At 58.6% G+C, this 25,409-nt stretch carries 29 protein-coding genes; 6 read left to right on the top strand and 23 right to left on the bottom strand.

Annotated elements, in window-relative coordinates; genetic code table 11:
- The first annotated feature begins 242 nt into the window (after positions 1-242).
- Complete coding sequence (locus ACQ4OB_RS03165; RefSeq protein ID WP_074880749.1) at positions 243-1,193, top strand: LysR family transcriptional regulator; 951 nt, start codon at positions 243-245, stop codon at positions 1,191-1,193.
- Positions 1,194-1,246: 53 nt separating this feature from the next.
- Positions 1,247-2,275, top strand: a complete 1,029-nt coding sequence (locus ACQ4OB_RS03160) for an AraC family transcriptional regulator (RefSeq protein WP_074877442.1) — start codon at positions 1,247-1,249, stop codon at positions 2,273-2,275.
- A gap of 79 nt (positions 2,276-2,354) precedes the next feature.
- On the opposite strand, the gene ACQ4OB_RS03155 is transcribed toward ACQ4OB_RS03160, so the two are convergent.
- From ACQ4OB_RS03155 to ACQ4OB_RS03125, 7 genes are all read right to left on the bottom strand, one after another.
- A complete protein-coding gene (locus ACQ4OB_RS03155; RefSeq protein ID WP_430955112.1) occupies positions 2,355-3,278 on the bottom strand; it encodes a transporter in 924 nt (307 codons plus the stop codon).
- Between the two features lie 106 nt (positions 3,279-3,384).
- A complete protein-coding gene (locus tag ACQ4OB_RS03150; protein WP_430955111.1) occupies positions 3,385-4,569 on the bottom strand; it encodes a serine hydrolase domain-containing protein in 1,185 nt (394 codons plus the stop codon).
- Between the two features lie 370 nt (positions 4,570-4,939).
- A complete protein-coding gene (locus ACQ4OB_RS03145; RefSeq protein ID WP_430955110.1) occupies positions 4,940-5,938 on the bottom strand; it encodes an NADP-dependent oxidoreductase in 999 nt (332 codons plus the stop codon).
- 68 nt (positions 5,939-6,006) lie between these two features.
- A complete protein-coding gene (locus tag ACQ4OB_RS03140; protein WP_430955109.1) occupies positions 6,007-6,243 on the bottom strand; it encodes an alpha/beta fold hydrolase in 237 nt (78 codons plus the stop codon).
- Positions 6,137-6,763: an alpha/beta fold hydrolase gene (locus ACQ4OB_RS03135; protein WP_430955108.1), complete on the bottom strand. Its 627-nt coding sequence runs from the start codon at positions 6,761-6,763 to the stop codon at positions 6,137-6,139. Before ACQ4OB_RS03135 ends, ACQ4OB_RS03140 begins: the two co-directional genes overlap by 107 nt.
- A 67-nt stretch (positions 6,764-6,830) precedes the next feature.
- The gene (locus ACQ4OB_RS03130; protein ID WP_430955107.1) at positions 6,831-7,619 is read right to left on the bottom strand and encodes an SDR family NAD(P)-dependent oxidoreductase; all 789 of its coding nucleotides are present in this window, start codon (positions 7,617-7,619) and stop codon (positions 6,831-6,833) included.
- A gap of 52 nt (positions 7,620-7,671) precedes the next feature.
- Positions 7,672-8,772, bottom strand: coding sequence for an alkene reductase (locus ACQ4OB_RS03125; RefSeq protein ID WP_430955106.1), 1,101 nt, complete (start codon positions 8,770-8,772; stop codon positions 7,672-7,674).
- 149 nt (positions 8,773-8,921) lie between these two features.
- On the opposite strand from ACQ4OB_RS03125, the gene ACQ4OB_RS03120 reads away from it, so the two are divergent.
- Positions 8,922-9,509: a TetR/AcrR family transcriptional regulator gene (locus ACQ4OB_RS03120; protein WP_174553772.1), complete on the top strand. Its 588-nt coding sequence runs from the start codon at positions 8,922-8,924 to the stop codon at positions 9,507-9,509.
- 629 nt (positions 9,510-10,138) lie between these two features.
- Here the strand turns inward: ACQ4OB_RS03120 and lhpI are convergent.
- The 7 genes from lhpI to ACQ4OB_RS03085 form a co-directional block, all read right to left on the bottom strand.
- Positions 10,139-11,086 carry a bifunctional Delta(1)-pyrroline-2-carboxylate/Delta(1)-piperideine-2-carboxylate reductase gene (gene lhpI / locus ACQ4OB_RS03115; protein WP_074877364.1) on the bottom strand — a complete coding sequence of 316 codons (948 nt, stop codon included), beginning with the start codon at positions 11,084-11,086 and terminating at the stop codon, positions 10,139-10,141.
- A gap of 137 nt (positions 11,087-11,223) precedes the next feature.
- Entirely contained in the window at positions 11,224-12,012 is a 789-nt protein-coding gene (locus ACQ4OB_RS03110; protein WP_074877362.1) for an amino acid ABC transporter ATP-binding protein, read from the bottom strand.
- Between the two features lie 17 nt (positions 12,013-12,029).
- Complete coding sequence (locus ACQ4OB_RS03105; protein WP_430955105.1) at positions 12,030-13,271, bottom strand: NAD(P)/FAD-dependent oxidoreductase; 1,242 nt, start codon at positions 13,269-13,271, stop codon at positions 12,030-12,032.
- Between the two features lie 48 nt (positions 13,272-13,319).
- Positions 13,320-14,030 carry an ABC transporter permease gene (locus ACQ4OB_RS03100; RefSeq protein ID WP_430955104.1) on the bottom strand — a complete coding sequence of 237 codons (711 nt, stop codon included), beginning with the start codon at positions 14,028-14,030 and terminating at the stop codon, positions 13,320-13,322.
- Positions 14,027-14,746: an ABC transporter permease gene (locus ACQ4OB_RS03095; protein ID WP_430955103.1), complete on the bottom strand. Its 720-nt coding sequence runs from the start codon at positions 14,744-14,746 to the stop codon at positions 14,027-14,029. The genes ACQ4OB_RS03100 and ACQ4OB_RS03095 overlap by 4 nt, the downstream gene beginning before the upstream one ends.
- A gap of 112 nt (positions 14,747-14,858) precedes the next feature.
- Positions 14,859-15,614 carry a transporter substrate-binding domain-containing protein gene (locus ACQ4OB_RS03090; RefSeq protein WP_074877355.1) on the bottom strand — a complete coding sequence of 252 codons (756 nt, stop codon included), beginning with the start codon at positions 15,612-15,614 and terminating at the stop codon, positions 14,859-14,861.
- A 13-nt stretch (positions 15,615-15,627) separates the two neighbouring features.
- Positions 15,628-16,503, bottom strand: a complete 876-nt coding sequence (locus ACQ4OB_RS03085; protein ID WP_074877354.1) for a MurR/RpiR family transcriptional regulator — start codon at positions 16,501-16,503, stop codon at positions 15,628-15,630.
- Between the two features lie 470 nt (positions 16,504-16,973).
- Here ACQ4OB_RS03085 and ACQ4OB_RS03080 point away from each other — a divergent pair, with 470 nt between their 5' ends.
- Positions 16,974-17,468 (top strand): chalcone isomerase family protein, encoded by a 495-nt coding sequence (locus ACQ4OB_RS03080; RefSeq protein WP_076031593.1) that lies wholly within the window; start codon positions 16,974-16,976, stop codon positions 17,466-17,468.
- 10 nt (positions 17,469-17,478) lie between these two features.
- On the top strand, positions 17,479-18,015 hold the full coding sequence (locus tag ACQ4OB_RS03075; RefSeq protein WP_074877352.1) for a DUF3833 domain-containing protein: 537 nt from the start codon (positions 17,479-17,481) through the stop codon (positions 18,013-18,015).
- Positions 18,016-18,063: 48 nt separating this feature from the next.
- On the opposite strand, the gene ACQ4OB_RS03070 is transcribed toward ACQ4OB_RS03075, so the two are convergent.
- The 7 genes from ACQ4OB_RS03070 to ACQ4OB_RS03040 all read right to left on the bottom strand — a co-directional run bounded on the left by ACQ4OB_RS03070 (position 18,064) and on the right by ACQ4OB_RS03040 (position 23,591).
- Positions 18,064-18,552 carry a DUF2878 domain-containing protein gene (locus ACQ4OB_RS03070; RefSeq protein ID WP_076030841.1) on the bottom strand — a complete coding sequence of 163 codons (489 nt, stop codon included), beginning with the start codon at positions 18,550-18,552 and terminating at the stop codon, positions 18,064-18,066.
- 1 nt (position 18,553) lies between these two features.
- Positions 18,554-19,813: a class I SAM-dependent methyltransferase gene (locus tag ACQ4OB_RS03065; RefSeq protein ID WP_430955102.1), complete on the bottom strand. Its 1,260-nt coding sequence runs from the start codon at positions 19,811-19,813 to the stop codon at positions 18,554-18,556.
- On the bottom strand, positions 19,788-20,600 hold the full coding sequence (locus ACQ4OB_RS03060) for a DUF1365 domain-containing protein (protein ID WP_430955101.1): 813 nt from the start codon (positions 20,598-20,600) through the stop codon (positions 19,788-19,790). Before ACQ4OB_RS03060 ends, ACQ4OB_RS03065 begins: the two co-directional genes overlap by 26 nt.
- A complete protein-coding gene (locus ACQ4OB_RS03055) occupies positions 20,597-21,844 on the bottom strand; it encodes an NAD(P)/FAD-dependent oxidoreductase (protein WP_430955100.1) in 1,248 nt (415 codons plus the stop codon). Before ACQ4OB_RS03055 ends, ACQ4OB_RS03060 begins: the two co-directional genes overlap by 4 nt.
- Positions 21,845-21,850: 6 nt before the next feature.
- Positions 21,851-22,600 carry an SDR family NAD(P)-dependent oxidoreductase gene (locus tag ACQ4OB_RS03050; RefSeq protein ID WP_074877345.1) on the bottom strand — a complete coding sequence of 250 codons (750 nt, stop codon included), beginning with the start codon at positions 22,598-22,600 and terminating at the stop codon, positions 21,851-21,853.
- A complete protein-coding gene (locus tag ACQ4OB_RS03045; RefSeq protein ID WP_102615863.1) occupies positions 22,597-23,019 on the bottom strand; it encodes a nuclear transport factor 2 family protein in 423 nt (140 codons plus the stop codon). The genes ACQ4OB_RS03050 and ACQ4OB_RS03045 overlap by 4 nt, the downstream gene beginning before the upstream one ends.
- A 125-nt stretch (positions 23,020-23,144) precedes the next feature.
- Entirely contained in the window at positions 23,145-23,591 is a 447-nt protein-coding gene (locus ACQ4OB_RS03040) for a PAS domain-containing protein (RefSeq protein ID WP_430955099.1), read from the bottom strand.
- A 164-nt stretch (positions 23,592-23,755) separates the two neighbouring features.
- Here ACQ4OB_RS03040 and ACQ4OB_RS03035 point away from each other — a divergent pair, with 164 nt between their 5' ends.
- On the top strand, positions 23,756-24,673 hold the full coding sequence (locus tag ACQ4OB_RS03035; RefSeq protein ID WP_102615862.1) for a MerR family transcriptional regulator: 918 nt from the start codon (positions 23,756-23,758) through the stop codon (positions 24,671-24,673).
- Positions 24,674-24,858: 185 nt separating this feature from the next.
- Here the strand turns inward: ACQ4OB_RS03035 and ACQ4OB_RS03030 are convergent, their stop codons facing one another.
- Both ACQ4OB_RS03030 and ACQ4OB_RS03025 read right to left on the bottom strand, forming a co-directional pair.
- Positions 24,859-25,029 carry a DUF1289 domain-containing protein gene (locus ACQ4OB_RS03030; protein ID WP_430955098.1) on the bottom strand — a complete coding sequence of 57 codons (171 nt, stop codon included), beginning with the start codon at positions 25,027-25,029 and terminating at the stop codon, positions 24,859-24,861.
- A gap of 2 nt (positions 25,030-25,031) precedes the next feature.
- Positions 25,032-25,388 (bottom strand): hypothetical protein, encoded by a 357-nt coding sequence (locus ACQ4OB_RS03025; RefSeq protein ID WP_430955097.1) that lies wholly within the window; start codon positions 25,386-25,388, stop codon positions 25,032-25,034.
- Between the last annotated feature and the right edge of the window lie 21 nt (positions 25,389-25,409).

The following is a 25,409-nucleotide window of genomic DNA, read 5'->3' as shown; positions in this document are numbered from 1 at the left end:
GTCAGGTGCCGACAGGGAACCCGCCTATGAGCTCTCGACGGGTCCGAATGTGGCAGTGATTGCGCTGTCGCACAACTGCCTGTTTTCGGCTTGAAAACAGTGTTTTTACCCTGCATTCATGCCGTCAGCCTTGATTGAAAATTGGGCCTTTTCGGTTGAAAAACGATGCTGGTCAAACCAGGCTGAATGCGAGTATATGTTGGCTAATTTCCAATATGTATTGGCAGAAAAGCCTGATGAATATGCAAAAACGCACAACCCAAAGTCATGTGAATTGGGACGATATGCGCTTCTTTCTCGAAGTCGCCCGTGCTCATACCGCGAGTGGCGCAGCACGCCGTTTGGGAGTGGACTACACCACGGTGTCGCGGCGCATCCGCGCCCTTGAGCAAAGCCTTGGTGCGCTGCTTTTCGAGAAGTCCCGAGCGTCGGGCTTCGTCATGACCATCGAGGGGCAGCGCCTGGTCAGTCACGCCGAAACTCTGGAAAGTACGCTGCTGGCAGCCTGCGAGCAGGTTTCCGGAACCACCGGGGGGCTCGCCGGGCACCTGCGTATTGGCTGTACCGAAGCTTTCGGCTCCTGTTTCGTCACCACGCAGATGAGCCACTTCATCATCCACTATCCGCATATCTCCGTGGACATCCTGCCGGTCCCGCACTTCGTCAACCTGTCACGGCGCGAGGCAGACATCGCCATCACCCTGGAGCGGCCTGAGCGCGGTCCGTACGTGTGCTCGCGGCTGTGCGACTACCGTCTGCGTCTGTATGCGACACCGGAGTACCTGGCCAATCATTCGCCGATTGCCAGTCGCGAGGACCTGGCCGGTCACCCATTCGTGACCTATGTCGAGGATCTGGCCTTCAGCTTCAAGTTGCTCTACCTGAACGACCTGCTGCCCGGCGCGCACAGCCGCCTGCGCAGCACCAGCGTAGTTTCCCAGTACCATGCGGCGTTGGAAGGGCGCGCGCTGGCCATCCTGCCCTGCTTCCTCGCCGGTCCCGACCCGCGCCTGTGCGAAGTGCTACCGGATCAGGTGGAGGTCACTCGACAGTTCTGGATGTACTACAGCGAGGACCTGCGCAAGCTCAAGCGGATCACCTTGGTAGCCGACTATTTGCGCGCCTGTGCGGATCTCAATCGCCCGCTGCTGATGGGCGAGTCGCAAGCGATGGCCTACTTGCCATCGCCCTGAGGTTGCTACTCTGATCAGCGGTTCACCCTAAAATAATAAAAACAGGTGTCTCCATGCGTCTCGACCATGCGTTGTTAACCGATGTCAGCGGCAAACCGATACGTCAGCAGCACAAAATTTTTTCAACCGATTGGGATGAAATCAGCGACTGGTCGGATCGCGTTTACATGCCCTATCGTGTGGCCCCCATCGGGCATGCCATCAAGCCGCACGCAACCATGCATTCGTCCAGGATTGGCGAGTTGACGCTGACTCGTTTTGCCTATGGAGTCGCCGTGAGCGTCGATGAATTTTCGCCCGAGTCGGGGAATGCATTACTGCTGACGACCATTCGCGGCAATGCCCGGCACTGGGCTCAACGTTCGGTCACTGAGGATACGGCAGTAGGTCAATCCTTCATTGCCAATTGCAGTCGTGTCGATTACCGGATTGACCTCGACCCGGATCACCTGCAACTGAATCTGACTATTCCTCATGCAGTTCTGGAACGGATGGCGCAGCAATGGTTTGGGTTCGTGCCCGATGATCGGTTCTGGAGACATAAATGCATTATCGGCGGAGTCGGTTCTAGCTGGCTAAGCCTGCTGGAGTACACGGTTCGTTGTGTTTCCGAGGCTTCCGAGCACATGGCTGAAGGACGTATGGGGGCTCACCTGGAGCAAAGTCTTTGCGTTCATTTATTGCGAGAGTGGGCTGGCCGCGCCGAGCAAGCAGGGCTTGATTTCAATAGTCCAATGAACCGGATTGCACCGCGTTATGTCAGGGCCGCTGAAGAGTTCATGAGTGCCAACGCAGCGAGCCTGCCGACGATGGCAGAGGTTGCCAGTGCCGTCGGGACCAGTGTGCGGGCATTGAGTGGAGCCTTCTCGCGTTTTCGCGGCATGACGCCCGGTGCGTTCTTGCGCGAGCAGCGGTTGCAGGGTGTGCGCCGCGATTTATTGGCAACGGGTCCGGAGTCGGGTACGACTGTTTCCACCATCGCCTTTCGGTGGGGTTATCTAAACCTGGGTGAATTTGCGGGAATCTATCGCAAGCGTTTCAGTGAATTACCCTCCCAAACCTTGCAGCGCCGACTGCGTTAGCGATGCGAGGCAGAAAAGGGCACCGAGAGTGACGTCCAAGACGCTCTCGGTGCCCAGGAAACCAACCACTTGCTGTGGGTCAGAACACCCACAACAGCCGTAGGTTAACCCGCTGCTTTTCCTTGAAGCCGTTGTCGACCGATACGTCCTGGCCGTAATTGAGCAGGGTCTGGAACGTAGGGGTCAACCAGTACGATCCCCCGACACGGTACTTGCTGGTGTTGGGTTCATCGTTCAGATCCTGACCGTCAACGCGCGTCTCACCACCCCAGAGTTGAGACGCGCCGACATGCACCGACAGCTTGGGTGTCACGGCGTATCTCAGGTAGGACTGGGCTTGCCATAGAGGCTTCTGTCGCAACGTCAGGCCTTGACTCGTGAGGTCATCATTTTTGCCAAACAGGGTTACATCGGCGGTGAGGTCCAGAGACAACTTTTCAGTGAGGCCGGTCACATAGCCTGTCTGCAACGTCATCTTCCAACGATTTTCGCCAAGGTTGAGTGCATCGTTTCGGTCATAGTTACCGGTCGGCACGAACAGGTAGGGCGCAATGCCCCAATATCGGTTCTTCGCCGGATCATTCACGAGCCACAGAGTGGACGCCAGGACCAAGTCGCCCACGCCATTGGTTTGTCCCAACGAGTCGTTATCGCGTGTTCCTTCCAGGCGCCCGAATGGCAACAGGAACTGCGTATTAATCGTGTAGTCACCCAACTGCTGGTAATTCGCGACGCGCAATATGCCGATATCCGAGTCGAGTCCCGCTTTGATCGCAACCTTGTGACCATTACCGTAAAGTGACCGCCGTTCGGCATGCTGGAGGTAAAGCAAGCCGATATTGCTGCCGGCTGGAAGCGCAGCGGCGTATTCGCCGGCGTCCACATCGACGGCTCCGGCGTTGCCCGCCAGAGTCGCCAGCAGGAGGCCGGCACTGATTGTTGAAGTGCCAAATGCGCATTCTGTGGATCGAGCGCGCGCAGGGGTACGTGTGGAGATCTCCATGAGTCACCTGTTTTGTTTTTGTTGTTTTCGGAGAAGGGGATAGTTTTCTTGCGCCATCGCCTGGAGCCCTTGGGGGGCTCTCATGCGAATCGAATCAGGTACGGGTTCAGGTGGTCAGATTGCGGTAGGCCGCCGTTTCGAAATCCAGATATCCATTGGTCGAAACAGGGTCTATGAATGGCAATATCTGAGTGGCCCAAAAACCACCGATGCCATTCTTGCGATCGATCCAATAGAAAAGATTGGCCAATCCAGCCCACGCCAAAGAGCCCGCAGGACGACCGGTGGGTGCGTCTTGTTCGTTGATCATGAAACTCAACGCCCATGACTTTGGCATGCCAGGGAAGAATTCCGCAGTGTGGGAGATACTCGGAATCACGCAGGGAAGGGCTTTTATTTTCAGGTTGTCGAGCCCGTTTTTTTCAGCGAAACGAATCGTCTCAGGCTTCAGAATTCGTCCGTGATCACCCTGTCCATCGTTTAGCCAGGCCCGGATGAACAGGCAATAATCCTTCACTGTCGAGAACAGGCCATGGCCTCCCATGTGCACTTCTGGTTCCTCTGGAAGGAGGGAGCCCTCGACCGCGGTCAGCGATCCATCTTCTTCACGCTGATGCATTCCAGCCCGTCGCTGGATCATCGATGCGCTCATGCTAAAGGCGGTATCGGTCATGCCCAGCGGCTCAAAAATACGCTGTCGCATGACTTCACCCAGACGTTTGCCGGTAATGGCCTCGACCACCAGACCGGCCCAATCCATGTTGGAACCGTATTCCCACTGTTCACCAGGCTCAAACAGCAAGGGCGTTATAAGTGCCGCCAACGATCCACTGATGATGCTGGGTTGGCGTCCTTCCTGGACTAGCCGGTTGTAGTTTTCGTTAAAGAATTCATAACCCAGGCCTGCTGTATGAAGCAGAAGCATCCGCGTGGTGATGTGTTTTTTGGGCGCGCGAAGCCGCGGGGTGCCGTCGGTATCAAACCCGTCAAGCACCTTAAGTTCGCCGATCATCGGCACATAGTTCCTGGCAGGCGCATCGAGATCCAGTCGGCCGTCCTCGACCAACTGAAGCACCGCCGTGGCGGTGATCGCTTTAGTCGTGGAAAACATGGCGAAAACACTGTCGGTCGTCATTGCATCAGTTTGACCGAGCGTTCGTTGTCCTGAAGCACCCTCGTAGAGCAAACCATCTCGCCCGGTTATTGCTGCAACTACGCCTGGCACGCGCTGTTGTCCCGCGGTGACGGTATCGAGCAGGTTATTGATTGATGAAGTGAAAGCCGGATTCATTATTCTTATTCTCCTTGAACCCATCCCTGGTGCGCTCGGCTAGAGCCTATGGCGGGATGTGCAGTGGCAAGACTGGTTAAGCCGACGTGAAGCGTTGAACGTCGGTCCAGGGGAGACTAAGAAAACAAGTTCGGAGCGTCTGTCGTCTGCCGGCAAGGGGTGTCGGAATCAGGCACTTATTTAAGTACTGCGCAGGAGGGCGACGAGCAAACAGAGATAACGAGCGCCTACTGAGTGAGGCTCGCCAGCAGAGCAAAGCGGTCGCAGATCCGCCTGGAGGGAAGTTTGCGCGTATCCGTACTGCGTTGCTCATTGAAGTCCTTAAGCGCCAGTACAGACCAATCGGTTAGCTCATCGATATGTGGCGTCGTCATCTGAGCGTAACAACGACCTTGCCCTTGGCTCGTCCCTGCTCGACGTACTTCAACGCCTCTGCCGTTGATTCAAAGGTGAAGGCGCGATCAACCACAGGTTTGATGATGCCGTCCTCAACGAGCGCGGTGATTTGTTGCAGTTGAGCACCATTGGCCCGCATGAACACGAATGCATAGCTGACATCCTGCTTGCGCGCTTTGCGACGAATGCCAAGGCTCAACAGGCGCATGACTTGCTGCAATGGCCAGGACAACCTTTGCTCTTGCGCGAACTGTGCAGTGGGTGGACCTGAGATGGAAATGAGTTGGCCGCCGGGCTTGAGGACCTTGAGTGACTTCTCCAGTACATCGGCGCCAAGGCTGTTCAACACCACGTCATAGTCGTGCAAGACACTTTCGAAGTTCTGCTGTGTGTAATCGATCACTGCATCGGCCCCGAGAGCCTTCACCCATTCGACATTCGCGGTGCTGGTGGTGGTCGCGACAAAGGCGCCGAGGTGTTTGGCGAGCTGGATGGCAAGGGTGCCGACGCCGCCGGAGCCGGCGTGGATCAGTATTTTCTGGCCCTTTTTCAGTTGGGCGGTTTCGACCAGCACTTGCCAGGCGGTCAGTGCAACCAAGGGGAGGGACGCGGCTTGTGCCATGGTGGTATTGGCGGGTTTGCGTGCGACCGCGTTTTCGTCCACTGCGATCAATTCGGCGAACGTTCCGATCCGCGCTTCAGGCGGGCGAGCGTAGACCTCGTCTCCCGGCTTGAACCCCGTCACCTGTGCTCCAATCTGAACCACTACGCCCGCCAGGTCATTGCCCAGCACCAGCGGAAATGCATAGGGCAGGATCAGTTTGAATTCGCCTTTCCTGATCTTCGAATCCAGAACGTTGACGCTGCTGGCGTGTACCTCAATCAATACGTCGTGGGCGCCCACTTCAGGGACGGGCACTTCTCCAATGCGCCCAGTGTTCTTGCCATAGCGATCAATTAGAAATGCCTTCATCGTGGTGCGGCTCTTGTCGGTTGGAGGGAGGGTGGGCGGTACGTATTCGGCGTTGATGTGCCGCGTTGTCAGGCATCGAGGAACGCCAGTGCCTTGGCCACGAAGTCAGCGTAGTTCTGGAAAATTCCGCCGTGCCCGGCATCTTCATAAATAACCAACTGTGCGTTCGGGACGCGGTTGGCCAGTGTCAGCGAGTTTTCACTGGGCACCATGATGTCGTTGTCGCCGTTGACGATCAGCGTCGGCGTCCGCAAGCGCTCGAGGTCTTGCGGTGCCTGATTGCCCCACGCGGTGATGGCTTTCAACTGCCGCAGGAAAGCGTAGGGCGTCGGGCCTTTGTCGCGATTTTTTTTCCGCGCTTTCAAGCGTTGCAAATACTGCGAGGCGGATCGACGGCCGTTGGGCGTCGAAGTAAAGAACAGGTAGAACTTGGGATGCTGGCGCTTTCAGGGCGATGTCTTGAGCAACGAAACCGCCGAGCGAAAAACCGAGCATATCAACGGTGTCGAACCCCAGCGCATGCATCAGTTGGATGGCATCGTCAGCCATTTCGCCGACCGTCAGTGGTGCGGTTGCACCTGAGCCGCCAATACCACGATAGTCGGTGGTAATGACGCGCCTGGTTTGTGCCAGGCTATCGATGATCGCGGGATCGAAGTTATCCAGCACCGCGCCCCAATGGTTGAACAGTACGAGAGGCACACCGGTTGTGGGACCGGTATCGCGGTAGGCGAAGGGAATGCCGTTGACCGTGATCGACAGGTTCGCCGCGTTGATGAACGACATCTGCGAACCCGAGGGGGTATTTGTCTTCGTTGGATTCATTTCTACTCCGGACAGCGAGCCTGACGCGCCTGCATCAAATCCGGCGCGAATGCTCGCTACCAAAAGATCACTGTTGGGTTAGGTAGCGCTGGGCAACCGCAGCCTGGCGGATTTGCCCCAGCAAGCCCTGACGTGCGCTCTGCAGGTCATCCCAGCGTTCAGCTTCGTGCAGCGGCGGGATCGTCACCGGTTCGCGACGATCGAAACCGACCAGTGCGGCATCCACCAGATCGTCCACTTCCATGATTTCGCTCAAGGTGTTGATGTCGACGCCGGAGCGATCCCAGATCTCCGTGCGGGTGGCCGCCGGCAGCACGGCCTGCACGTAGACGCCCTGAGGCGAAAGTTCCAGGCTCAGGCCTTGGGAAAGAAACAGCACAAACGCCTTGGTTGCACCATAGACCGACATGCCGAACTCCGGAGCAAGACCCACCACCGAACCGATGTTGATGATCGCGCCTTCGCCTGCTTTGGCCAGGCGTGGGGCGATGGCGCTGGCCAAGCGCACCAGCGCTGTGGTGTTGAGGGCGACCAGTTGCGCAACGCTGTCGGTGCTTTGGTCGATAAAGTTACCGGACAGCGCGGCACCGGCGTTATTGACAATGATGCCGATACGGGCGTCGTCGCGCAGGCGGGTTTCAACAGTTGTCAGATCGCCGAGTTGGGTCAGGTCCGCCGGAATGATATCGACGGCGACGCCGTGTTCGCTGCGCAATCGGGCTGCAAGTGCGTCCAGACGTGCCTGGTCTCGGGCGACCAGTACCAGATCGTGTCCGCGTTGCGCGAAGCGCTCGGCGTAGACGGCGCCAATGCCGGTGGAGGCGCCAGTGATGAGAACAGCAGGGCGAGTGCTCATGGGTTATCTCTCTTTGAGGATGTGTGAAACAGAAAGCGCGATCACTGATTGTTCAGCTTGCGGTAGCGTTCGATTCAGCCAACGTCGGGTAGTCGATGTAGCCTGCTGCACCGCCGCCATAGAGCGTGGCGGGATTGAAGGCGGACAACGGCGCGCCACTTTTGAGGCGCTCTACCAGATCCGGATTGCCAATGAACGGGCGACCGAATGCGATCAGATCGGCTTGGTCTTCGGCGAGCCTTGATGTCGCCAGATTCAGGTCATAGCCGTTGTTGGCGATGTAGGTATTTTTGAAGCGCTGGCGCAGGGCGCCGAAATCGAATGGCGCCACGTCACGCGGGCCACCGGTCGCGCCTTCGACCACGTGTAGATAAACCACGCCGAGCGCGTCGAGTTGGTCGACGACGTAATCGAATTGCGCCTGCGGATCACTGCTGGAAACGCCATTGGCCGGCGACACCGGCGATAAGCGCACACCAGTGCGATCCGCGCCGATTTCATTGACGACGGCCGCCGTCACTTCGAGCAACAGACGCGCTCGATTTTCAATCGAACCGCCGTAAGCATCGGTACGCAAATTGGCGCTGTCCTTGAGGAATTGATCCAGCAAATAGCCGTTTGCACCGTGAATCTCTACACCATCGAACCCAGCATCGAGCGCGTTTGCCGCGGCCTGGCAGAAATCGGAGACGATCCCTGGTAGTTCGCTGATGTCCAGTGCGCGCGGCTCGGAGACGTCTTCAAAGCGGTTGTTGACGAATACTTTGGTGGCGGCGCGCAGCGCAGAAGGGGCCACGGGTGCGGCGCCGTTTTCTTGCAGATCAACGTGCGACACGCGGCCGACATGCCACAGTTGCAGAAAGATTTTTCCGCCCTTGGCATGGACGGCATCGGTCACTGTGCGCCAGCCGTCTATCTGCGCCTGCGTGTAGATCCCGGGGGTGTCCTGATAGCCCTGGCCCTGTTGGGAAATCTGCGTGGCTTCGCTGATCAGCAAGCCTGCGCTGGCACGTTGGCTGTAATAAGTGGCCGCGAACTCGCTGGGGACAAAGCCTTGACCGGCGCGGTTACGTGTCAGCGGCGCCAGGACGATGCGGTTCGACAGCGTGAGGGCGCCAAGCGTGTAAGAGGTGAACAGATTCTGATCGGTCATCTGGTATTTCTTCCGTGCCCGTTGATGGAGGTCGGTGGTGCGTGCAATTAGGATGATGATCTTAATCTAAGCTGTCAACGGCTTTGATTATGACCAGCATCTATGTATGCTTGGCCGCATGATTTCCCAGTGAACATGAGGTATTGCACGTGAGAGTGACCAAGGCCCAGGCGCAGGCCAATCGAGAGCACATCGTCGAGACAGCCTCTGAGCTGTTCCGTGAGCGTGGCTTTGACGGCGTCGGTGTGTCGGATCTCATGGCGGCTGCCGGTTTCACCCATGGAGGTTTCTACAAGCATTTCGGTTCGAAGGCCGACCTGATGGCCGAAGCCTCTGCTTGCAGTCTTGCCAAGTCGCTGACAGGCGCCAAAGCTCTCGACGTTCCCGGCTTCATCGACGTCTATGTGACGAGGGAACATCGGGACGGACGTGGCAGCGGTTGCACCATGGCCGCGTTGTGTGGCGACGCGGCGCGTCAATCGGATGATTTGAAAGCGACGTTTGCCGAAGGGATCGAACACACTCTCCAAACGCTGGGGGAAAAATATCCGACGGGGCCGGACTCCGCGGCGGGTGAGGGAAGAAAGAAAATGATCGACCTGCTGTCACGTGCTGTCGGCGCGATTATTTTGTCGCGTGCCTGCCCGGATGATTCCGCGCTGGCGGATGAGATCCTTGAGGTGTGCCGCGCTGAAATGTTTGCTTCGTTGCCGAACGATGATGTGGAAGCGGTTTAGAAGGGCGGATTATTCAAAGCGTAGTTTTCGGATGAAGTTCAATTTTATGCTCGGACCAGAAAGTCAATTTTGGGTCGAAAGCTGCGGCTCACGAGTGACGGCTTTTGGACGATCTCGGCCTATTACTAAGAGCAGCAATCGACCCGGCGGTGGTCACTGATGTGTTTTGATTGAGGCTGCTATACCCAATGGATATCAATCCATGACTAGGAGCTCGCGGTAATTTTTACGCGCGGTGAGTTATCGGATGGAAAGCGGCTGGAAATACGACGGATCGGGTCCAAAACTCAAATGAAGGAGCTTCAGGCCGTCGGGAGTTCATGTTCCTTGGTCCATAGTGAGATTGTTTTGAAAAGGAGTAGTAATCGCTGCTGGCCTGCGGTCAATTCAAACAAGGTTGGAACTACAGAATCGACCTACTTTCGTAAACGTACTGAATGGCTGCTTCTGGCCGGCCGATAGCTGATATCCACGACTGGCTGCAATCGGCCACGCAAAAAAACTCGTAAAAAATTACAGCCTCTGGGACATGGACGTGCTGGCGCGGCGTGGCCGAGAACGATTGGGTGCGCCGCGCCGATGGGCGCGAACAAGGGCATCGTCCCGCCGACCGCACCGCCCGAATCGGGCTATTGGCTGGCAAGGGAGTGGAGCGCGACCCGCGAAGCGGCCAGGTCCCAAGCCGCGGTACCAACGCTTTTAAATACTAGGGGTCGTGACGAGTCGATTGGACCGCGAATGGCTGCGGCCAGCGATCTGACTTGAGACCAATCCACACCTGCCCGCAGCAGGTCGCCTGCTTCGTGCTGCGCACCGGCAGTATCGTCCGCATAGAGAACGCTACCGTCTAAAGTGACTTTGCCAAGCTCCGCCATCTCTGGCTTGAATGCACCTACACCAATAATCAATCGACCAGGCTTGGCTGGCTCGTTGTAGACCGGTTCTGTGCTGGTGGTTACGGTGATTACCACATCCACGTCGGGAATGCTGTCGCCGCACGGTTGCAAATGCTCGTGCAGGTCTCGATTTTTGTTGCAGAAGTCTGCCGTCGCTTGCGCGTCAATTCCTCGGACCCACAGCTTGCACTGTGGGTGCAGGGCATTGATAGCTTGTACGTGATGACGTGCTTGTGCGCCGGTCCCGAACAGTAAGATCTGTTCCGGTTCACGCTGCAACAGCGTCCGAATCGCTAAAAGAGTTACTGCCGCAGTACGACGCCCCGTGACCTCTGGGCCGTCGAGCAAGCACTTTATTTGTCCGGTCACGGCATCACATACAGTTACCATGCCGTTGATCGTGGGAAGCTGACGCTGCACATTCCCCGGCTGGACGTTAACCAGCTTGTGGATGCCGATGTCCTTGGCGGTGGCGGGCATGCTCAGCAAAACACCGCCGTCACCCAAGGGTACAACCATGCGCTCAGGGCTGAGAATTGAACCTGCTTCGAGCTCGGTTGCGGCTTGGGCAATAGCGTCAACGAGTTTTTTGAAATCTAGCAGTGCCGCTGTCTGCGCTTGATCACAGACGGTAACCGAAGAGGTTTTCGGGGCGGCATTATTCGCCAGCATATTAGTCATTGAATATTCCTTTTGCTGATATCAGTAGTGGCGGATGTCTAAAAGAAACTGCTGTGCGCGCAAGTGTGTTGATAAACGCCTACGCCTGGCGTAGGGACGGCACAGCCAGCGAAGGCAAGCCGTGCTCTTATGTGTCCTCAGTGTAAAATTTGCGCAAGAAAGGCCTTGGCCCGCGCGCTGTTCGGTGCGCTGAAGAAGTCCTGAGGCGGCGCGTCCTCAATGATCTGGCCGCCATCGAGAAACAGCACGCGCTCGGCCACTTGCCGGGCAAAGCCCATTTCGTGGGTCACGCAGAGCATGGTCATACCGCTGCCGGCCAGGTTGACCATCACATCCAGCACTTCGCTTACCATCTCCGGATCAAGCGCCGAGGTGGGTTCGTCAAACAGCATGATTTTGGGTTCCATGCACAACGCCCGGGCGATGGCCACGCGCTGTTGCTGTCCCCCCGAGAGCTGGCTGGGGTACTTGCTGGCCTGGCTGGCGATACCAACTTTTTGCAGGAAGTGCTGGGCCAGTTCCTCGGCCTTCTTGCGGCTCAGACCACGCACCGAAATCGGGGCCAGGGTGCAGTTATCGAGCACGCTCATGTGCGGGAACAGATTGAAATGCTGGAACACCATGCCAATTTCACTGCGGACCTTGGCGGCCTCGCGGCTGGTCTGGGCCAAGTCGGTGTCGTTGACCAGAATGCGGCCTTTTTCGGCGATTTCCAGGCGGTTGATGCAGCGGATCAGCGTCGATTTTCCAGAGCCGGAAGGCCCACAGAGCACGATGCGCTCGCCTTCGCGCACTTTCAGATCGATGTTTTGCAGCACATGGAAGGCGCCATAGAACTTATTCAGGCCGGCGATATCAACCACCACCTTACGGGTGTCCGGGCTTGCGGCGAGCGGCGTGTTTAGAAGGGCAGAGAGGGCATGCATGGTCTTGTCTCCGGCAATCAGTGAAAGCGCTCGGCGCTGTACGGGGCTGGGTTGGTAAAGGGGGTGGCACCGGTCATCAACTCGGCCAGCAGACGGCCGCAGACCGGGCCGAGGGTCAGGCCATGGTGGGCATGCCCGAAGTTGAACCATAAACCTTTGTGTCGTGGCGCCGGACCGATCACCGGGCACATGTCGGGCAAGCATGGACGGCGTCCCAGCCAAGGCTCGGCATCCAAGCGTTCGCCCAGCGGGTAAAAGGCGCGCGCCAGCTCTTCGCAGCGACGTAGCTGGATTTCGTTGACCGGGTCCTGGCTGTCGGCGAACTCAATCCCGGTGGTCAGGCGAATGCCGCCGACCATCGGTGCCAGGACATAACCGCCCACCGGGTCAAGCAGCGGTCGTTGCAAGCGCGTACCAGGCAGGGCGGCATAGTGCATGTGATAACCGCGCTTGATCGCCAGTGGAATGTCATACCCTAGTGGCTCGAAAATGCCCCGGGCTTGCGGGCCGAGGGCGACCACGGCTTCGTCTGCAATCACCAGGCCTTGTTCGCTCTGCACTTCCCATTTACCCACGCGCTGGCGCAAGGATAGGGCGTCACCAAGGACGAACACGCCGCCGCGTTTGACGAACAGTTCGGCATAACCGCGTGTCAGGCCGCCGGGGTCGCTGACGGTCTTGGGGTCAAGCCAGTGAATGCCGCCGACCACGCAACTGTGCAAGCCCGGTTGACGGGCATGCATTTGGTCGTGGTCGAGCACTTCGTAATTGAGGCCATAGTCCATGAGCGCAGCAGCGTCGCGTTGGGCCTTGGCAAACGCCAGTGGAGAATTGTAGGCCTCGACCCAGCCACTGGCCTGGATCAAGTGATCCATGCCGGCCGGTGCAGAGAGCAGGTCGTGTTCGCTGACGCAGTGCTCCACCAACGGCAGCATGGCCCGGGTTGCGGCGGCCAAGCCTTTGGTCCCGGAGTGCCGCCAGTACTGCAGCAGCCATGGACTGGCCTTGGGCAGGTATTTCAGGCTGTAGCGCACGTCCGACTGCTGGTTGCCCGCATAGCGCAACAGGGTCGACAGTTGGCGCGGGAACGCGTACGGAATTACGCTGGCGCGCTCGATCAGCCCGGCGTTGCCGTGGCTGGTACCGTTACCCGGCTGCTGGCGGTCGATGAGCACGACCTTACGGCCACGGGCCTGTAACTGGAGCGCGGTACTGACGCCGACAATCCCTGCGCCCAGAACGATGGTTTCGCAATGCATGGTGTATCCCTGATGCTGGGGCGCGCATGGCACCCCGAGAAAATTGGTTTACTGAAGGTGACGGCCGAGGCGGCCCTCGAGCGCGTTCAGGCTGCGCCGCACGACTTCCACAATCAGCAGATAGAGCACGGCGGCCCAGAGGTAGATCTGGAAGTCGAAACTGCGCGAGAAGGCCAACTTCGTCACTCCCATCAAGTCGTAGATGGTCACCAGCGAGGCAATGGCGCTGGCCTTGATCATCAGGATCAGTTCATTGCCCAGCGGCCCAATGGCGACCAGCAGGGATTGCGGCAAGATGACTTTGCGAAAGGTGGTCCAGCGCGACAGGCTGAGGGCTTTCGAGGCCTCGCGCTGGCCTTGGGTCACGGCCAGGATGCTGCCGCGCAAAATCTCGGCCTGATAGGCCGCGGTGTTCAGGGTGAAGGCCAGCAGCGTGCAGAACCAAGCGTCACGGAAGAACCACCACAAACCCACGTCCTGCCAGAAGCCTTTGAACGAGCCCAGGCCGTAATAGAGCATGAACAGCTGTGCCAGCAGCGGCGAGCCGCGGAAGAAATACACATAGACGCCGGTAAAACGGCTGATAAAGCGGTTACTCGACAACCGGCCCAAGGCGATCAGCAGGCCGAGCAGAGCGCCAAGGGTGAAGGAAATGGCCACCAGCTTGGCAGTCACCAACAGACCTTCGATGAAGCGGGGACCGTAACGCTCCAACAAGTCAGGGCTGAGGAACAGATTTTGCAAATCATCGAAGCTCATTGGCGAACGCTCCGTTGATGGCGGCTGAAATACTTCTCCAGGAACTGGAACAGGCGGCCGGAAATGGCCGAGAAAAACAGGTAGCCAAAGCAGGCCACTGTGTAGAACAGCATTGGTTCCTTGGTGACGCTGACTGCCAGGTTGGTCTGGCGCATCAGGTCGACCAGGGAGATGGTTGACACCAGCGAGGTGTCCTTGAGCAGCGACAGCCAGTTATTCGACAGGCCCGGCAAAGCAATGCGTACCAATTGCGGCAGTACCACCTTGGTAAAGGTTGTGCGTCGAGACAGGCCCAGGGCGGCTGCAGCTTCGAACTGGCCCTTGGGCACGGTTTTGAAAGCGCCCAGCCAGATCTGGCTGGAAAACGCGGCGAACACCAGGCTGAAGGCGATCATAGCGGCGACGAAGGGGTTGATCGCGACTTCGGCCTCGTAGCCCATCGCGGCCAACAGTTTTTGCGCACCGATCTGGCAGCCGTAATAGATTATCAACAGCGTCAGCAGCTCGGGTAGCCCGCGGAACACGGTGGCAAACACCGTGCTCATGGAGCGCAACGAGCGTCGTCGGGAACGGGCGGCCAAGGCCAGGCCCAGGCCCAGCGGCAGGCCAATCGGCAGGCAGCTCAGGGCCAGGACAATGGTCACCAGAGCGCCGGCCAGCAAGGCTGAACCCCAGCCGCCGCTGGCGAAGGATAGCAATGACAGGTTTTCGAACATGCTCGAACCCTCTCGGTCAATTACGCTCGCACGCTCTCACCGCGCCCGTGTGTGGGTGCGGTGCAACATGTCGGCAAGGAATGACCCTCAGGCGCGGCTGAGGGCCAGGGGATCAATAGATATCGAAGGCGAAGTAGCGACTGGAGATCTTCTTATAGGTGCCGTCGGCAATGATCTCATCCAGGGCCTTGTTGAAGCGTTCGCGCAGAACATCGTCACCCTTGCGCACGGCGATCGAGGCATCGGCGGTGGTGCCGTTGACGTCGCCGATGATCTTGCAGCACTCCTTGCCAGCGCTTTCGACCCAGGCCAGCAGCGGGAATTTGTCGGCAATCACCCCGTCGATCCGGCCAGTTGCCAAGTCACTGTTGGCTTCATCGAGGGTAGGGTAGAACTTCACGTCGGCGCCGGCTGGGCCGTAATGATCTTCGGCATAGATGGCCTGGGTCGAGGAGGCCTGGGCACCGACCGTGCGGCCCTTGAAGTTCGTCTGGGCGTCGGTGATGTTCGAATCCTTGGATACCGCCACGGACAGGGGGGTGCGGTAGTAGTGGTGGGTGAAATCGATTTTCTGCTTGCGTTCATCGGTGGCGATCATCGAAGCCACGACCGCATCGTATTTCTTCGCCATCAGCGCCGGGATAATCCCTTCCCAGTCCTGGGCGACGATGCTGCACTTCACGTTCATCCGTTCGCACAGCGCGTTGGCAATATCCACATCGAAACCGTGCAGCTTGTTGTCCGAGTCAACATAGTTGAACGGCGGATAAGCGCCTTCGGTAGCGATCTTCAGTACTTCAGCCTGCGCGCTGGTGGCCCCGGCCAGGACCATTGCGCATACACCGGCAAAGCGAATGACGTGTTTCATCTAGCACCTCGTTTTATTGTTTTGAGTTTGGTGATGATGTGTATCCAACGAACTCGTTGTGTAAGGTCGCGATGGCTTCAAGACGCTTTTCGACCTCGGGACCCAGCTGTTTGCAGACGTCGTTGACCAGCAGGTGGACCAGCGACAGCATCGCCGCTGTCGATTCCCAGAACAGGTTGAACTCGGTGGGCACGCGGAACACTTCATCGGCGTTCTGTTCGGCCCAGTCGCAAAAGGTGTCGGTAATCAGCGTCACAGGGATTCCGGCATCACGGGCCTTGCGGCACAGGGTCAGGGCGTGGCGCGAATAGCGGCGGGCTTCGAACACCACCAGCGCACTGTCATCAGGAGCACTGAGTAACACGTCGGCGTAATGCCCGGCGGCACCGTCGACCCAGTGCGTGTCATCGCGCAGGTACTGCAGCAGATGCACCATGGATGCCGCGATGCCACGCTCTGTCTGGAACCCGGCGACGAACACCTTGCGCCGGGTGGCCAGGCGCTGGCTGACGTTGTGCCAGGTCGGGGTGAGGCTATATTCGTAAACCTTAACCAGGGCCGCGACTTCCAACTCGAAACTGCGCGGTAGGCCTTGCGGGCCCTGGCTGGCTTGATGGCGAAACTCCTGCAAGCGATCGCCCACCAGCCATGGGCCATCGCCCAGGTCGACCTTGAGGTCGTTTTTCAGGTCTTTGAAGTGGCTGTATCCGAGTGAGCGACAGAAGCGCCCCACACTGGATTCACTGACGTTCAATTTCGCGGCAATATCAGCGGCGGTCTGGAACGGCAGTTCATAGAGGTTGGCCAGCATATAGTTAGCAATCGCCCGGCCAGAGGCGGCGGCGGTTGAAAGACTGCTTTCAAGGCGTTGTTTGATGGGCTGGCTCAAGGCTGCTTCCTGTTGTTTTTCAGCGCTTACGAAAGAAAATGCGTGTTTTCTGGCATTAAGTCAATACGTGACAGATAGCTGTCACGATTGGTGGTGATTTGCTGACCCAGTGCTTCTGGCCGATTGCTATCTGTCGCAAACGGAATTGAACGCCTTATTGCAGCCTTTTGACGACTGCAAATGACCGATTTCTACTTGTCGTGACCGGCTTAAAACGACCCAATAAAGACGATCATCAAAGAAACCTCTAGCGCATAAAGTTGGAGACCTCCAGTGGGTTGCCAACGGGGCCTGCGTTCTCAACCGCGTCCCTTGGGGTAAAAAGTTGTACGCGATCTGCTCTGATGGCGTAAAAACTATACATTGAGCTAATCTTGTATAGAATTTTAAAAAAGGCCGAGACGTTGATGAACGTGGCTGAGTCCAGACGCTTTCTCGTACATCGCCTGTCGATATGCTGGCTATTCGCGATGTTACTCGCCGTACCTGCCTGGGCGGATTGGCATCCCGCGCTGCCCGATAGGCGTTTGGTGGGCAGCGGCGACTTTACCTGGTTCGGCGTGAGTCTATACACCGCGCGTTTGTGGAGCTCTGGGTTGCCGCTGACCTGGGATCAGCCCTTTGCCCTCGAACTGACTTATCACCGTGTCTTTTCCCGGGACACGCTGGTGGAGGCCAGCCTCACTGAAATGGCGCGCATGGCAGAGGCTCGTCTAGAGGAGTCCACCCTCCAGCGCTGGTCCAATGAAATGCGTGAAGCCTTCGTCGATGTTCGGCCCGGAATGCGCATCACCGGGGTCTACCATCCCGGCAAAGGCTGCACGTTCTTCGTCGACGGCCAGTTGCACCATCGGGTCGACGACCCTGCATTCGCCCGCGCCTTCTTCAATATCTGGCTTGATCCGCGCACTCGGGACAAGCAACTGCGTCAACGACTGCTGGGGATGGCCGGGCCGGCGGAGTGAGGAGGTTGGGATGCGTCAAATACTGGTAGTGCTCGTTAGCCTGTTGCTGGTCAGCTGTAACAACGTTGGCGTGGAGCACTACGCAAAGGAGCGACCCACGCTGGATCTCGTGGCGTTCTTCTCTCGGCCGGTACAGGCTTGGGGCCTGTTCCAGAATCGCTCGGGCGAGGTGGTCAAGCGTTTCCATGTCCAGATTGAAAGCCGCGTCGAGGGCCAGCAATTGATCCTCGACGAGCGATTTCTCTACAGCGATGGCACGCGTCAGCGGCGCGTCTGGACGCTGCAACCGGTCGGCGCCGGGCGTTGGCGTGGTCGTGCGGACGATGTAGTCGGTGAGGCTAGCGGCGAGGTCGCTGGCAACGCGCTGCGCTGGCGCTATCGCCTTGACCTGCCGGTTGACGGCAGGCATTGGGAAGTGGATCTGGACGACTGGATGTACCTGATGGACGAAGACACGATGATAAATCGCTCGAGTATGAGCAAGCTTGGAGTCGAGTTGGGAGAAGTGATCCTGTTCTTCCGCCGTCAGCCGGAGTCGCTTCCGTAAACCCACAAAACCGGCAAAGCAGGCGATATTCACGCAGGCCGTTGCTTATCAGCGGGACGCAGCCAGTCGCAGGATGATTGGCATCCATACAGCCCACAGCGCCGCAAGTAGCAGGGCCGTGCAAAGGGTGCCCAAGGGCAGGCCTACACCGGCCTGCGTTGCGCCGGCGATGTAAGCCAGAGGTCCACCGCACAGACCCAGTAGCGCCCCGTACCAGATGGGACGTCGAGCCCACGCCAGGCTGTGGCGAAGCCCACTGGCCAGTACCAGCCACAGCATGGCAAGCCACAGGGGAAGGGGTTGCTGGGCAAAATCGAAGACTCCCAGTGCACCCAGGCTGGCGTCCAGTAAACAGCCTGCCATCCCCACACAGGCCAGAGTGATTGCTTCGTCGCCTGGTCGTGGGCAAGCAGCCACATGCACCAACAGGCCTGCCGCCACGGGGAGTAGCAGCCAAGGATGCCGCTCGCTCAGTACGCAAGCCCACCAGGCGGCCTGCATCCATAGCGCGTTGCCGATCAACCAGGCCCGGCTCAAATCAGGCGCCCGGCAGCGCTGCGCGGCGTGCGGCCGGAGCTGCCCAGAGCAGTTGCGCGACGCCGATAGTACGCTCCTCGAAACCACCCTGGCAGTAACAAAGGTAGAACTCCCAGAGGCGTTGAAAGGTGTCGTCATAGCCCAGCTCGGTCAAGGCGGTGCGCGACTGACGCAAGTTGTCCCGCCAGTGCTGCAGAGTCCGCGCATAGTCCAGGCCGAAGTCCTCCATGTGCACCAGGTTCAACGCGGTATGGCTACTGGCGGTCTGCAGCATGACGCTCAGGGAGGGCAGGGCACCACCGGGAAAGATATAGCGCTGAATGAAATCTACCGACCGCCGGGCCTGTTCATAACGCTGGTCACGGATGGTGATGGCCTGCAGCAGCATCAAGCCGTCATCCTTGAGCAGCGACGCGCAGCGCTGAAAGTAAACAGGCAGATAGCGGTGCCCGACCGCTTCGATCATCTCGATAGAGACCAGCTTGTCAAAGCGTCCGCCAAGGTCACGGTAGTCCTCGCGCAGGACGGTAATGCGGTGTTGCAGACCAAGATCCTGGACGCGCTGCAGGGTATGGGCGTACTGCGCCTCGGACAACGTGGTGGTGGTCACCCGGCACCCGTGGTGGGTAGCGGCATGGATCGCCAGGCTACCCCATCCGCTACCGATCTCGAGCAGGTGGTCATCGGGGCGTAGCGCAAGTTTGGCGCAGATACGCTCGAGCTTGTTCAGTTGGGCCTGCTCCAGACTCTGCTCCAGACTGTCGAACATGGCTGCCGAGTACATCATGGTCGGGTCCAGCAGCCGCTCGAACAAGGCATTGCCCAGATCGTAATGGGCGAGAATGTTGCGTCGCGCGCCGCGCCGGCTGTTGCGGTTTACCCAGTGCAGCAGGCGTAGGATCGGACGGCCCAGGCGCGCCAACCCGCCTTCAAGGGCGTCGAGCACTTCCAGATTGGCGACGAAGAGGCGAGTGACCGCGGCCAGGTCCGGACTGCGCCAGTAGCCATGGATGTAAGCTTCGCCGGCACCGATAGAGCCGTTGGCAGCCACCATCCCCCAAGCTGCCTCGTCGAAGATCTCAACCTCAGCGTGCAGCGCGCTACCGACGTCGCCAAACAGCCACTGCTGGTCTTGGTAGATCAGGCGCAGCCGGCCTTGGCGCAAGTTGCGAAGCTGAGTGAGCACGGCGCTCCTGGCCAGGCCGCCGAATAACGGCGCCAGGCCCCACGATTTGCTAACGCTCAGAGTTGGATCGGACATGCTTGGGCTCCTCGTGGATGTGATGGCGAAGGTTTTGGCTGCTCTGACTGGTCTTGTGGGCATAGAGCGGGGTTCGTTTGAGTAACAGGCGCATGGCTTGCCAATAAATCGCACCGAGGGTGCGCAGGCTCATCCAGGGGAAGGCCAGTACGTGACGCTGTAGTGCGGCGGCATCCAGCGGCTGTCGGTGCAGGGACAGGTCGGCCACGAACACTTTTTGTCCTTCGCGGCGGTTTTCCATGTGGATGCGCATGTGCGCCTCATCAATGGAAAAGCGCATGTGGTACTGCATATCCATTGGCAGGAATGGCGAGACATGGAATGCCTTCGTGACCGAGAACTGACGGGGCTGCCCGGGCAGCACAGGCAACACGTAATGAAAACGTTCTCGCCAAGGGGTGTTGCGTACCTCCAGCACAATCGCCGCCAGGAGACCGTCACTGTCGTGGCAAAAATAGAAACTGACCGGATTGAATGAAATCCCCCAACTGCGCGGCTGGGTCAGCAAATGAATGGTGCCGCAGGGCGCCTGGCCCAAGGCCTTGGCCACCACTTCGCGCACCGCTTCCTTCAAGGGGATACCGCGACGAGTCCAGGCTGGCAGGTAATCGGTTTCTCGCCAACACAACGGCGCCAGGCGAGAAGCACCGAGTAACGGAGACAGGCCCAGCAGCAGATCCTGTTCGTCCAGATCCAGATAAAGCATGCCAATGCGATAACGGAACCCATGGAATCGCGGCGCCAGACGCCGGTGGATGACCCAACCGTAGCAAAGGCTGCTGTTCACAGGCGCTCCCCGAATCTCTGAGCGACGTCCAGTGCGCTGACCACGCCATCCTCATGGAAGCCGTTTGCCCAATAAGCGCCGCAGAAGTAGCTGTGCTGGTTTCCCTGTAGCTCGCCCTGGCGCGCTTGGGCCGCCATGGCGGCAAGGCTGTATTGAGGATGTGCATATTCGAAGCGAGCCAGCACCTGCGACGGGTCCACGCAATCGCCCTGATTGAGGCTTATGCAGAAGGTTACCGGGGCGTCGAGGCCTTGCAGTATGTTCATGTTGTAGGTCACGGCCGCCGGGGCGTGCGCGGGTCCACCGAGGCGATAGTTCCAGCTGGCCCAAGCCTTGCGCCGGCTGGGCAGCAGGCGGGTGTCGGTGTGAAGCAATACTTCGTTGGCGGCATAGTTGAGGGCGCCTAGCACCTCGTGCTCGGTGGCGGTCGGTTTCTCCAGCAGCGCCAAAGCCTGGTCGCTATGGCAGGCGAATACGACCTTGTCGAAACGCTCCTGGCCTGCCGCACTTGTGATCACCACGCCGTTGTCGTCCCGGCGGACGCTCATCACCGGGCAGCTGAGCCGTATGCGTTCGCTGAAGGTCTTGCACAACGGCTCCACATAGCTGCGCGAGCCACCCTCGATCACTCGCCATTGTGGTCGCTGGCTGATCGAGAGCAGTCCATGGTTACGGAAAAAGCGGACGAAGAAGTGCAACGGGAAGCGCAGCATATCGGCCCGTGATACCGACCAGATGGCCGAGCCCATGGGGACGATGTAGTGATGGATGAAACGCTGCCCGTAGCGTCGCGTGTGCAGGTAATCGCCAAGGCTCATGCCCGGCTCAATGCGGTGGCCGTCAAGGTCGGCCACCGCCTGGCGGTTGAAGCGCACGATATCGCGCAACATACCCCAGAAGCCCGGCGACAGCAGATTGCCGCGCTGGGCGAAGAGGGTGTCCAGGTTGTTGCCGTTGTATTCCAGGCCGCTCTCCGGATCGTTCACGGAAAAGCTCATCTCGGTGGGGCGTGAGACGACTCCAAGGCGATCCATCAAGCGGATGAAGTTGGGATAGGTCCAGTCGTTGAATACGATGAAACCGGTGTCTACTGCATAACGCTGGCCTTGCCATTCTATGTCGACAGTGTGGGTATGACCGCCGATCCAATCAGCCGCTTCGAACACGGTCACCTCATTGCGACGTGACAACAGATAGGCACAGGTCAGCCCAGAGATCCCGCTGCCGATAATGGCGATACGCATATGACGCTATTCCTTTTCGGTTCGCGCCAGTCGACGGCCCAGGGCCAGGCGCCAACGCGCTGGCAGGGCGCCAAGCAAGCGCAGAATGAGAATGAAGAAGCGTGGAAAGTTGATCTCCAACGGTCGTCGCGTCAGGCGCGCGACGACATGCCGCGCGGCGCGGTCGGCCGTCCAGAGTTGGGGCATGGCAAAGGTGTTGCGCTGAGTCAGGGGGGTGTCGATGAAGCCGGGGCTGACCAGCGTTACATCGATGCCTTCGGCATGTAGATCCAGGCGCAGGGATTCGATCAGATAACGCAGAGCCGCCTTGGACGCGCCATAGGCTCCAGCCCGGGGTAGCGCCAGCCAGGTTACCGAGCTGCCGATCACTACCAGATGTGGTCTATGCCCCCGGCGCAGCAGTGGAAGGGCCGCCTGCAGGCAGTAGCTGACCCCCAGCAGGTTGGTGCGCATCATCCGCTCGACGGTCTCGGCTTCGAACCTGCCCGGCACAAGGTATTCGCAGGTACCGGCGTTCAGGATCACCAGGTCGAGTGCGCCCCAGGCATGCTCGATGTTTTCGCAGATAGCCGAGACGTGTCGTGGGTCAGTCACGTCGCCGGTAGTGAGCAGGGCCCCAGGGTAGCGCAGCACTAGCGGCATCAGTGCCTCCGCCCGCCGGCCACCCAAGGCCACCTCATGGCCTTGCTCCAGCAGCCGTTCAGCCAGGGCAGCACCGAGGCCGCTGCTGGCGCCTGTCAGCCAGCAGCGGCTCATGCGAGCCTGCCCTTGATCCAGCCAATCACTCCGCCCAGTACGGGAACGTGCTCGTAGAGCAGGGCGCCGGCATCGAAGTAGTCGTGGTGCAGGTAGACATGTGTCGTCCAGCGCAGGTGGCTGCAGCCATGCAGACTGATCGGCTGACCGCGGGACAGGCGCGGATGACGGAAATGCAGGATCCAGCGCAGATAACCCTGCCCGGGGGCGGTTTCATCCGCGTCAAGGAGGTCGTAGCGGATATCCTGGACGTTGGTGTACAGCTTTTCAAAGTACGTGCGCAGTGCGGGCAAGCCATCCAGCTGATGCAACGGGTCACGAAACTGAACGTCGTTGCGGTATAGCTCGCCCAGGCGGTCCAGGCAATCAGCGTTCAGCGTTGCGAACGTATCCGCGAAATGGTGGAGATATGCAGACATGGCAGGCTCCAGGTAAAGTTGTACAATTCGAGAAAACTGTACATATTTATTTGAAGCCTACGGGGAAAATTGTACAAGTCAATATTCTTGTACACTTTTTGTGTAGGTTTTAGTGCTACTCGTCGTTAGCCACCAAGCCTTGCCAGTTTACTGCGAAGCTCGGCCACTTCGATCTCAAGTGACTGTATCCTTTCCAGAGCGGCAATCTTGTCGCTGACGTCGTGCTGTATGCCAATGTAGTAGGTCAACTGGTCGGCATCATTGTGCACGGGAGTGATAGACAGCTCGTTCCAGAACGGGCTGCCATCCTTGCGATAGTTGCGCAGCACCTGACGGCAGGGCTGACCGAGGCGGATGGCGTCACGGATTGCCTCCAGCCCGGCCTGGGCATGATCGTCTGCCTGCAGGAAGCGGCAATCCTGGTAGAGAATTTCGTCTGAACTGTAGCCGGTCAGGCGCTCGAAGGCAGGGTTGGCATAGATGAGGATGCTGTCATTGCCTTCCTGCTCGGCCACGACGATGCCGTCATTGGAGGCTTCGACCATAAGTTGCAGGAGTTTGGCGTCAATCATGATCTGGGCTCATTGTGATTCATGGGGTTGCCCCACAGCGTAGTCGCCAGCGACAGCCATGCCTAGATGGCAGGACGCAGGACCGTCGGACATCGATTGGTGCTGGTTAAAAAGCGTCATGCCTGGTTTAGAATGCCGACACACTCAGGATGCAACGACTTTCAATGACCGAGCCCATCGAATCCACCTCCGACGACGCATTGCTCCCCATGCGGGAAGTCGCCAGCCTGACTGGCGTCAACCCGATCACCTTGCGGGCATGGGAGCGCCGCCACGGGCTGATCCGACCCGTACGCACTGTGGGAGGGCATCGCCTGTATTCGCAACAGGACATCGAACATATTCGTAGCATCATGCTCTGGACCAGCCGGGGCCTGCCCATCAGCAAGATAGGCGCTTTGCTCGTCCGGCAGCAGGACACACCCGATGTCACTGTATCTGGCTCGGCGGAAGCTCCCCTGGTCCAGTGGCAAGAGGCCGTTTATCGTGCCACGCAGGCTTTTGACGGCGCTGAGCTGGAGCGCCTGCACGGGCAACTATTTACGATCTATCCGAAAGCAACTGCACTGGAGGCTATTCTGCTGCCGGTTTGGCGCAGCCTGGCATCCGGTAATAATTTCGGTCGACGCAGCCAGTGGTTGTTCCTTGACGCCTTCTTGCGTGCGCGGATGTTATTGCGACTGCAGATGAACCAGAGCAACGGTGCTTGCGTGCTGCTGGCAGACGGCTCGGGCCATGCGCGCGAATTGGAGCTGTTGTGTGCTGGTTTGTTGATGAGCAGCGACCAGCTTCGCATCGAGGTGTTGGGCACGGGCCAGCCTCTGGAAGAACTGCCGTTGCTATGTGAAGCAATTCAGCCCGCCGCGCTGGTGCTATTGGTCCAGGCGCCACTGCAGGAAGATGCGCTCAAGCGACTGCGCGCCCTTCAAATGGGCGTTACGTGCCCAGTAGCCTTGGCCGGCGACGCGGCTGCCGCTTCGTCGGCAGGGTTGCGGGGTTCTTCGATTGCCATTTTGGGCAATGACGAAGCGAGTATTTTGCCCAGGCTGGAAGCCTTGGTAAGGGGAACACTGCAAATTTGAATCCAGTCATTCCAGCTAAGGAGGGTTATCTCAAACTGCATTGCAAACTTCATCCAGATCCTGCCAAGAGTTGATACAGAGCCTGACCTGGAACACTGGGATATGGGCTGAGAGAGTCGCCTTCCTGCCAGTTAATCCCACATCAGCTTTTTCTGGCTTTCGGTGTAATTAGATCCGAGGTCTGCTTAGCTCAGCCCTTTCATACGTACATTCGCCCTTTGAACCGCGGCCATTTTTTCAGGCCGCTTCATGCGTTTCCACTTTCTAATGTCTTCCTTGCTCCGCCCACAACTCACACACAGATCCCCCCTAAGTTGGCACACCGAGACGCAGGGATTTTCGATTTCTTTAGCCATCGTCAATAACCCCTAGCCAGGCGCTTCTGCCAATCACCACCATGGATACGCTGGCATTCTTCTTCAGAGTCAAGGCAGACATTGCGATCTGAAAGGTTCAGATCGATGCCGACCTCATTCAACGCGATGGCCGTCAGCTCAAAGATGTGAGCCTTCGCGTCAACTTGGGCGAGCTTTCTGTCAGCCAGGGTTTCGAACACCCAGATTACCTTCAGGGTTTCAGCCAACGCGTTCAGGTCAGCAATGTGGGTGAGCCAGATAAAGCCTTTGATTTTACCTTTTGCTGTTTCGCACGCTTCGGTCAGCGCGGTTATCAACCGGCGTTCAATTCGCGCCAGTTCACGTTTCCCCGGAGGCATCGCAATTTCCTTTGGAGTTAA

It is taken from the genome of Pseudomonas sp. ES4, assembly GCF_050586665.1.
Taxonomy (GTDB): domain Bacteria; phylum Pseudomonadota; class Gammaproteobacteria; order Pseudomonadales; family Pseudomonadaceae; genus Aquipseudomonas; species Aquipseudomonas frederiksbergensis.
This window is presented reverse-complemented; position numbering and strand designations above follow the sequence as displayed.

Coding starts and splice junctions, on each gene's coding strand:
- ACQ4OB_RS03165 (WP_074880749.1), top strand. CDS start 243: ATGCAAAAACGCACAACCCAAAGTCATGTGAATTGGGACGATATGCGC.
- ACQ4OB_RS03160 (WP_074877442.1), top strand. CDS start 1,247: ATGCGTCTCGACCATGCGTTGTTAACCGATGTCAGCGGCAAACCGATA.
- ACQ4OB_RS03155 (WP_430955112.1), bottom strand. CDS start 3,278: ATGGAGATCTCCACACGTACCCCTGCGCGCGCTCGATCCACAGAATGC.
- ACQ4OB_RS03150 (WP_430955111.1), bottom strand. CDS start 4,569: ATGAATCCGGCTTTCACTTCATCAATCAATAACCTGCTCGATACCGTC.
- ACQ4OB_RS03145 (WP_430955110.1), bottom strand. CDS start 5,938: ATGAAGGCATTTCTAATTGATCGCTATGGCAAGAACACTGGGCGCATT.
- ACQ4OB_RS03135 (WP_430955108.1), bottom strand. CDS start 6,763: ATGAATCCAACGAAGACAAATACCCCCTCGGGTTCGCAGATGTCGTTC.
- ACQ4OB_RS03130 (WP_430955107.1), bottom strand. CDS start 7,619: ATGAGCACTCGCCCTGCTGTTCTCATCACTGGCGCCTCCACCGGCATT.
- ACQ4OB_RS03125 (WP_430955106.1), bottom strand. CDS start 8,772: ATGACCGATCAGAATCTGTTCACCTCTTACACGCTTGGCGCCCTCACG.
- lhpI (WP_074877364.1), bottom strand. CDS start 11,086: ATGACTAATATGCTGGCGAATAATGCCGCCCCGAAAACCTCTTCGGTT.
- ACQ4OB_RS03110 (WP_074877362.1), bottom strand. CDS start 12,012: ATGCATGCCCTCTCTGCCCTTCTAAACACGCCGCTCGCCGCAAGCCCG.
- ACQ4OB_RS03105 (WP_430955105.1), bottom strand. CDS start 13,271: ATGCATTGCGAAACCATCGTTCTGGGCGCAGGGATTGTCGGCGTCAGT.
- ACQ4OB_RS03100 (WP_430955104.1), bottom strand. CDS start 14,030: ATGAGCTTCGATGATTTGCAAAATCTGTTCCTCAGCCCTGACTTGTTG.
- ACQ4OB_RS03095 (WP_430955103.1), bottom strand. CDS start 14,746: ATGTTCGAAAACCTGTCATTGCTATCCTTCGCCAGCGGCGGCTGGGGT.
- ACQ4OB_RS03090 (WP_074877355.1), bottom strand. CDS start 15,614: ATGAAACACGTCATTCGCTTTGCCGGTGTATGCGCAATGGTCCTGGCC.
- ACQ4OB_RS03080 (WP_076031593.1), top strand. CDS start 16,974: ATGTTACTCGCCGTACCTGCCTGGGCGGATTGGCATCCCGCGCTGCCC.
- ACQ4OB_RS03075 (WP_074877352.1), top strand. CDS start 17,479: ATGCGTCAAATACTGGTAGTGCTCGTTAGCCTGTTGCTGGTCAGCTGT.
- ACQ4OB_RS03065 (WP_430955102.1), bottom strand. CDS start 19,813: ATGTCCGATCCAACTCTGAGCGTTAGCAAATCGTGGGGCCTGGCGCCG.
- ACQ4OB_RS03055 (WP_430955100.1), bottom strand. CDS start 21,844: ATGCGTATCGCCATTATCGGCAGCGGGATCTCTGGGCTGACCTGTGCC.
- ACQ4OB_RS03050 (WP_074877345.1), bottom strand. CDS start 22,600: ATGAGCCGCTGCTGGCTGACAGGCGCCAGCAGCGGCCTCGGTGCTGCC.
- ACQ4OB_RS03045 (WP_102615863.1), bottom strand. CDS start 23,019: ATGTCTGCATATCTCCACCATTTCGCGGATACGTTCGCAACGCTGAAC.
- ACQ4OB_RS03040 (WP_430955099.1), bottom strand. CDS start 23,591: ATGATTGACGCCAAACTCCTGCAACTTATGGTCGAAGCCTCCAATGAC.
- ACQ4OB_RS03035 (WP_102615862.1), top strand. CDS start 23,756: ATGACCGAGCCCATCGAATCCACCTCCGACGACGCATTGCTCCCCATG.
- ACQ4OB_RS03030 (WP_430955098.1), bottom strand. CDS start 25,029: ATGGCTAAAGAAATCGAAAATCCCTGCGTCTCGGTGTGCCAACTTAGG.
- ACQ4OB_RS03025 (WP_430955097.1), bottom strand. CDS start 25,388: ATGCCTCCGGGGAAACGTGAACTGGCGCGAATTGAACGCCGGTTGATA.